Below are 6000 nucleotides of genomic sequence, written 5' to 3'. Positions count from 1 at the left end.
TGGGTGGGGGGGTTGGCTGTCCTCCTCCCCCCCTCCGCGTCCGGCAAGCAGGTGGCTCATGCCGGTGTCCCGGTCGCCGTCGAGGCGGCCGGCACGGCGGTGGACGGCCACTGTGCGTCGTACAACCGGCGGAACCGGCCCGACACCAGCCACTGCAGGACGCCGACCGCGATGCCGGTGGAGATGGCCACGTTGGTCGCGAACGCGACGGCGGTGAAAACCGTCAGGAAGCCCGCGCCGCGCCGGCGCAGCACGTAGCGGTACATCGCGGCGTCACCGGCGAGCATCCCCGCGAGCAGCGCCCCGGTGGCCAGTAACGCCCACGGGCTCAGCACGACCAGTGGCAGACTGGCCAGCACACCGAGCGCGGCGAGCGCGGCGAGCGAACGTGAGGCGCTCTCGAAGCCCTTGGCGAAGCGCCGACGCCGGGCGAACAGCGGCACCCGCAGCCGCGCCCGGCGGAACAGCTTGCGCATCAGCGGCAGCAGCTTGTCGTCGTCGTCGTGCCAGCCCCGGACCGCGTCGGTGACCCGGATCTGGTAGCGGGTGGACATCCGCTGCCCGTAGTCGACCTCCTCGGTCTGGCGCAGCCGGGGATTGAACGGGCCGACTTCGTCGAACACCCGCCGGGGGATCGCGGTCAGCGACGAGAACAGGAAACTGACCTCGCCGAGCGATGCCATCCGCCAGCAGTACGCCTGCAGCACCCGGCACTGCTCCACCACGCTGTCGCGGATCAGCGGCTCATCTTCGTAGATGCCGCAGACCGCACCGTACTCGGGATGCGCGCGCAGTTCGGCGACCGCCGTCTCGATAGCGTCCGGCCGCAGCGCCACGTCCGAATCGACGAAGAACAGGATCTCGCCACGGGCCGCGGCGGCCCCCATGTTGCGGGCCACCGCGACGCCGCTGTTGCGGGCGGTCCGCAACACCGTGACGGCCCGCTGCCGGGCGATCGCCAGTGAGTCGTCGGTGCTGTGGTCGTCGACAACGATGACCTCGATCGGACGGTACGTCTGGTCCAGCGCCGCGTCGACGCACCGGCCAATGGAGTTGCCGTAGTTGTAGTTCGGGATGATGACGGACACGAGCGGGTCGGCCATTGCTGCTCCTTGTCGGGTTGGGGCGGTAGTCGGCTGAGGGTGGGCCCGGCCGTCGGTCAGCGCAGCCGGGCGGTGAGATCGAGCGGCACGGCGTAGTGCGCGGCGAGCAGCGTGCCGGCCAGCAGCACGCCCCACAGCAGGGCGTTGACGACCATGACCCGGTCGCGCAGCAGAATCCGGGTCGGTTCCCCGCCGTCCCCGTCGACCACCAGGACCTGCAGGTACCGGGCGACAGCGAAGAACGCGAACGGCACCGAGCCGAGCAGGGCCAGACCGGTGTACGGGTCGGCCACCGTCTCCTGCAGGGAGAACAGGAAGGCGACCACGGTCAGCACCGCGCAGAAGACGATGAGGTGATCGAGGTACTGGACCGAGTACCCGCGCAGCGACGGCCGGTGGTCACTGCCGGAGACGGTCACCTCGTGCCGCCGCTTGCCGAGGATGAACAGCAGGCACAGGGCGAAGACCGCGACCAGCAACCACCGGCCGACCGGTGCGCCGACGGCCAGCTGACCCTGGACGACCCGCAGCACGAAGCCGACCGCGACCACGCACACGTCGACCAGTGGCAGGTGCTTCAGGCCGCAGCTGTAGGCCAGGTTGAGTACCAGGTAGCCGGCGATCGGCCACCAGGCGATGGTCGGCCCGAGCAGCACCGCGGCGGCCAGCAGCAGCGCCAGGGCAAGACCGACGGCGTACGCCACCGGGACACTGATCCGACCGGCGGCGATCGGCCGGTGGCGTTTGGTGGGATGGGCCCGGTCCCGGTGCCGGTCGTAGACGTCGTTGCCGACGTACACCAGGGACGAGGCGAGGGTGAACAGTACGACCGCCCAGCCGGTCCGGGCCAGCGGTCCCGGCCCCAACGCCGGTGCGTCGATCAGGGCGAGCGGAACTACCAGCAAATTCTTCGCCCACTGGTGCGGACGGATCAGACTGATCAGGTCGGTCAGCAGGCCGGGCCGGCGGGCGCCGGCCGGCGGTGGGGTCGGGTTGGGCCCGGCGGTGGGACCGGTGCCGATGGGCTGGTCGATGGCGATGGTCACGACGAGCTCCGGTGGGTGTGGGAGGCGTGGGGTGAGCTACCGGACGGTTCAGAAGACGGCCTTGGCCAGGCTCAGGACGCCCTGTTTCCACGGATCCCGGCTGGTCCGACCGGCCGACGGGCCGCCAGCGGGTGCGGCGGCGCGGTTGGTTCGCCACCAGTGGTACGTACGCAGGATCGCGTCGCGGTTGGAGTACTGCGGCCGCCAGCCGAGGACCTCGCCGGCCTTGTCGATGCTGACGTACGAGTCGTTGCACAGCTTGTGGACGAGCCGCCCGTACACCGGCGACAGCCGCAGCCGTTCGAGCAGTCGCAGAACGGCGACGGCGGGGCGCGCCGGGATCGACACCACCCGCCCGCCGTGCCCGGCCGCGTCGAGCACCGCCTGGAAGTCGTCCCGCAGCGTGCCGAACTCGGCCGCGCCCAGGTTGAACGTGTCGTTGGCGTGGTCGGCGGGAGCGTGCAGGACGACCCGGACCGCGTCGACCAGGTCCTCCACGGCGAACATCTGGATCCGCACGTCGCCCCGGCCGAGCACCGGAAAGCTCCGGCCCTCCTCGGCCCATTCGAACAGCATCGCGAACAGGCCCATCCGGCCAGGACCGAGGAAGGTCTTCGGTCGCAGCATCGGCACGCACATCCCGCTGGCCCGCGAGCGCTCACCGACCTCCTCGGCGGCGGCCTTCGCCCGGCTGTACGGGTCGACCGGGCAGCGCGGGTGGTCCTCGGTGGTCGGTACCTGCCTGGGCAGCCCGTACACGGCGGTGGTCGAGATGTGCACGACCCGGTCGGCGCCGACCGCCCGGGCGGCGTCGAGCACGTTGCGGGTGCCGTCCACGATGATCGACCGGATCTCGGGTTCCGGGTAGCTGGGCAGCGCTGCGGCGGTGTGCACCACCACGTCCGTACCGCGCAGCGCCGCGCGGACCCGGGCTGCGTCCCGCACGTCGGCGGTCAGGTAGTCGACGCCGGGCACCGGTTCGGCCGGTGGCCGCAGGTCGACGCTGCGTACCTGCCATCCGTCGCCGGCCAGGGACCGCACCAGGTTGCCACCGAGCATGCCGCTGCCGCCGGTCACGGTCACCGTCCCGGCCGCGGCCCCGCTCACCACAGCGACGACACCTTCTCGGCCACGAAGCGGGCCAGCAGCCGGGTCATGCCGAGTGAGAGAGTCCGGTCCAGGCAGTCGAGGAAGTGCTCGACCTCGGCGGTTTCGACGACCAGTGGTGGCCCCACCACCAGCGGGTTTCTGCCGTTGAGTGTGTAGTAGCTGTAGATGTCGTGGTCGCGGTAGAGGGCGTTGATCACCGCGCAGGTGACGAGCTTGGTGCCGAACTGCGGATCCTTGGCGAGCCCGCCCGGTGCGACCCTGGCCGCCAGGTCCAGCGAGCGGGCGCTGTTCAGGAAGACGCCCCAGAGCGCACCGGCACCCCGTACCTCGGTCACCACGTCGGGATGTTCCTTGGCGATCCTGGCGAGTCCTGGCGCGAGCACCCGCTCGATGGCCCGTGCCCGGGCCGGGAAGTCCTCGTCGACCACCACGTTGATCGCCTCGATCGCGGTCGCGGTCTCCTCGCCGAAGCCGTAGTAGGTGGTGCTGGTGCTCTGCAACAGCGCGTCGTTGAGGCTGCCGTACGCCTTGGTGAAGATCCGCCGCCGGGCCACGTACGCCGAGATCGACGACTTTCCCCCGCCGAAGGACTTCGAGGTGGTCACCACGTCGGGGATGAGCCCGGGGTAGCGCATGAAGTGGAACATGGTCCCGGTCTTGCCCCATCCGGTGTAGATCTCGTCGAAGATCAACACGATGTCCTCGCGGGTGCACAGCTCACGCAGGCCACGCAGGAACTCCTCCGAGCACCACCGCATCGTCGAGGCGCTGAACGGCTCGATGAGGATGGCGTACACGTCGCTGCGGCCCTTACGGTCGCGGCTGGCCTCCACCGCCGCCCGTACGGCGGCCAGGTCGTCGTAGTCGAACGACACCACCCCGGGGATGCCGGGGAAGGCAAAGTGGTTCTGGGTGCTGCCGGTGAGGCTGCCGGAGCCGAGCAGCTTGCCGTGGAAGCTGATGTCGCTGCGCAGGATCGTGTTGCGCCGCCCGCCGTGGTACTTGTACGCCAGCTTCACCGCGCCCTCGACGGCCTCCGCGCCGGAGTTCGGCAGGAACGACATGTCGAGGTCGCCGGGCAGGACGGCGGCCAGGTTGTGTGACAGCGCGGCGAGGTACGGCGAGAAGTAGGTCTTGTGCACCTCCATCCGCTGCCGCTCGGCGAACCGGCGTCGGGCAGCCACGATGCGCGGATGGTTGTGGCCGTGGTTGAGCACGCCGACGCCGCCGGTGAAGTCGAGAATCCGCCGGCCGTCGCGGGTGTGGATGTAGGCGCCTTCGGCCCGGTCGGCGAGTTCCCGGCCGAACCCGAACGAGGTCATCAGGCTGACCTGGCCCTTGTTCACGTGCCGGCGGTAGAGGTCGTGCACCTGCTCGACGCTGAGCTGTTCGGCGTCGTCGATGGACAACAGTGGTGGCATCTCGCTGGGTCCTTTCTTTCTCTGATCGCGGCGAGCAGGTGCCCGCCGATGGTGGGCGGTGGCGTGCGGTAGCGGGTCAGAACGAAGCCGGGGCCGGGGACCGTTCCGCCGAGGTGTCCGTCGACGTGGCGGCCGCCCGCGCGGCACGCCGGTCGCGCAGCGCGGTCACGAGCAGGGCGGCCCCGGCGGTGAGGACCTCGGCGAGCGTGCAGAGCACCCGGCTGGCGATGGCGGTCGTGACCGCCGCCGGCAGCGGCAGCACGACGGTGAGGGCGGCGATCAGCAGGACGTCGCGCACCCCGACGCCGTCCGGGACGAACAGGGCCAGGGTGCCGGCCACGCTGGCGATCGCGAAGGCGCCCAGGGCCACTGGCAGCGCCTCGACCGGTGCGGCGCCCAGCAGGGTGGCGACCAGCCAGACGTGCACCCCGAACAGCACCCACGAGGCCGTCTGCCAGCCGATCGACCGCCGCAGGTGCTCCGGCCGGGCCAGCCGGGCCGGCTGCGGGCGACGGGCCAGCCTGGCCGCCACGGCCACCACCCGGTCGACCAGCGCCGGCCGGACGAGCAGCAGCCCGAGCAGCGCGCCGAGGGCCGGGAAGAGCCAGAGTGCGTGGGCGCCGAGCAGGGCCGGCGCGACCAGCAGGCCGACGGCCCCACCGCTGAGCAGCACCACCACCACGTTCACCAGGTAGATTCCGGCCATTCTGGAATGGCTCACCCCGGCCCGCTCGCCGAGCTTGAGCAGGGCGAGCAGTCCCCAGACCCGGCCGGGCAGGAACTTGCCGAGGAAGCCGACGAAGAACATCCGGACACCGGCGGTGACCGGCACCGGCGCGCCGGTCGCCGAGATCGTCAGCAGCCAGGCGCGGGCGGCGCAGAGCAGGCCGCCCGAGGTGACCGCGAGCGCCGCGGCCAGCGCCGGTACCGTCCGCGGGCGAGTCAGCTGGCCGAGCGTCGACCAGTCCTGGTCACGTAGTGCGAGCGCGACGGCGACGCAGACGGCGACCACGAACGCCCCGACGACCAGCCGCCCGACGAGTCGGCGACCACGCCGGGCAGTGCCGGTTGCCGGCTCTCGGCCGGCGGGTGTCGGCGCGTCTGTGGCCATGACGGCCTGCTCCTCTCCTCGTGTCGGACGGTTCGTCGGCGGGCCGCCCGCGCAGGGCAGATCGTGGCCCGACCAGGCTCACCACCACGACAATCGTCAATGGGTCGACGGTAGGGGCCGGCCCCTGGGCCGGCCAAGGTGGCAGAGCCCCACTCGCCGACAAACTCCATGAAGGTGGCGACACCGGCTACGACGAAGGACGCGCGACG

At 71.3% G+C, this 6000-nt stretch carries 5 protein-coding genes; all 5 read right to left on the bottom strand.

Features of this window, described 5'->3' with window-relative positions; all coding sequences use genetic code 11:
- Positions 1-56: 56 nt before the first annotated feature.
- Positions 57-1103, bottom strand: a complete 1047-nt coding sequence (locus tag ACXAHD_RS10050; protein WP_281554134.1) for a glycosyltransferase family 2 protein — start codon at positions 1101-1103, stop codon at positions 57-59.
- A 56-nt stretch (positions 1104-1159) separates the two neighbouring features.
- Complete coding sequence (locus ACXAHD_RS10045) at positions 1160-2149, bottom strand: decaprenyl-phosphate phosphoribosyltransferase (RefSeq protein ID WP_475049959.1); 990 nt, start codon at positions 2147-2149, stop codon at positions 1160-1162.
- 48 nt (positions 2150-2197) lie between these two features.
- Positions 2198-3256 carry an NAD-dependent epimerase/dehydratase family protein gene (locus tag ACXAHD_RS10040; RefSeq protein ID WP_289212547.1) on the bottom strand — a complete coding sequence of 353 codons (1059 nt, stop codon included), beginning with the start codon at positions 3254-3256 and terminating at the stop codon, positions 2198-2200.
- Complete coding sequence (locus tag ACXAHD_RS10035; protein ID WP_281555528.1) at positions 3253-4581, bottom strand: aspartate aminotransferase family protein; 1329 nt, start codon at positions 4579-4581, stop codon at positions 3253-3255. Before ACXAHD_RS10035 ends, ACXAHD_RS10040 begins: the two co-directional genes overlap by 4 nt.
- A gap of 175 nt (positions 4582-4756) precedes the next feature.
- Positions 4757-5791 carry a lysylphosphatidylglycerol synthase domain-containing protein gene (locus tag ACXAHD_RS10030; RefSeq protein WP_281554131.1) on the bottom strand — a complete coding sequence of 345 codons (1035 nt, stop codon included), beginning with the start codon at positions 5789-5791 and terminating at the stop codon, positions 4757-4759.
- Positions 5792-6000: the final 209 nt, after the last annotated feature.

It is taken from the genome of Micromonospora sp. ABR4_055 (genome assembly GCF_056160425.1).
Note: the sequence above shows the minus strand (reverse complement) of the source record. Positions and strands in the feature narration are given on the sequence as shown.

Excerpts from the sequence above, each read along its gene's own strand:
- ACXAHD_RS10050 (WP_281554134.1), bottom strand. The coding sequence starts at position 1,103 with ATGGCCGACCCGCTCGTGTCCGTCATCATCCCGAACTACAACTACGGC.
- ACXAHD_RS10035 (WP_281555528.1), bottom strand. The coding sequence starts at position 4,581 with ATGACCTCGTTCGGGTTCGGCCGGGAACTCGCCGACCGGGCCGAAGGC.
- ACXAHD_RS10030 (WP_281554131.1), bottom strand. The coding sequence starts at position 5,791 with ATGGCCACAGACGCGCCGACACCCGCCGGCCGAGAGCCGGCAACCGGC.